At 61.0% G+C, this 730-nt stretch carries 1 protein-coding gene; it reads right to left on the reverse strand.

Going from position 1 to position 730, the window contains the following annotated elements; genetic code table 11:
- Nucleotides 1–730 (reverse strand): DUF927 domain-containing protein (locus tag QCE79_RS33250; protein ID WP_309851729.1); only part of this gene is annotated, 730 nt, incomplete at both ends.

Raw genomic sequence — 730 nt, forward strand, 5'->3', positions numbered from 1 at the left:
GACGTCGCGCTTCCAGTCGTCTAACGTTCCGGCCTGTGAATATGCACGCATAATTGCCTCCGATTGAAAGATGACACGTTCGGACGCGTTTCCGATGGTTTGGTCGGGGAAGACGAAAGCGCCGCTATGCCAGCCCGTGCGAGTGACGCACCGCCCCCGCGCTTTTGGTTTGGCGGTCGTCACGTACTCCGTGAGCTTGTTACGTGCTCGATTGCTTGGCGCGATGTCCAGTCCGAGCCGAGCGAGTTCGCCGCGCATGTCCGCGCCGTCCGAGCGCAACATCTCCATCGGCATGGCCCACACGTGAGGATGGTCATCGGCGTCCGTCCACTCCAGCAGTCGCCCCCAGTTCTCGGACGCGCGATCACGAACCAAGGCACGCACATGAAGCGGTGAGCACATCCAATGCGGCATGCCGTCATCGTCTGTATAGAAGACACCTTCCTTCGTTATTGAGAAGCCGCGTGGCACACAGCCCTTATCTGGTCGACCGTCACCGTCAGGCTTTGCAGCTTTCTTGATCTGCGAGGCGACAGCGGCCGTGCCAAACCGTGTGTGCATGTCGTTGAAGTCTGTTTCGCCATCACCGCGCGTATCTCCAAAGTCGGGAACAGCGACGGCGCCACCTACCGATCGCGCCGCATCAACTGCCTTCTGCTGCCCGTTGCCGAGATCAGCCAGCACGGTGATTTCGGCGTCGGGATGGGCCGCGCGCATTGCCTGAGCAACC

The organism is Caballeronia sp. LZ003, assembly GCF_031451465.1.
Classification (GTDB): Bacteria; Pseudomonadota; Gammaproteobacteria; order Burkholderiales; family Burkholderiaceae; genus Caballeronia.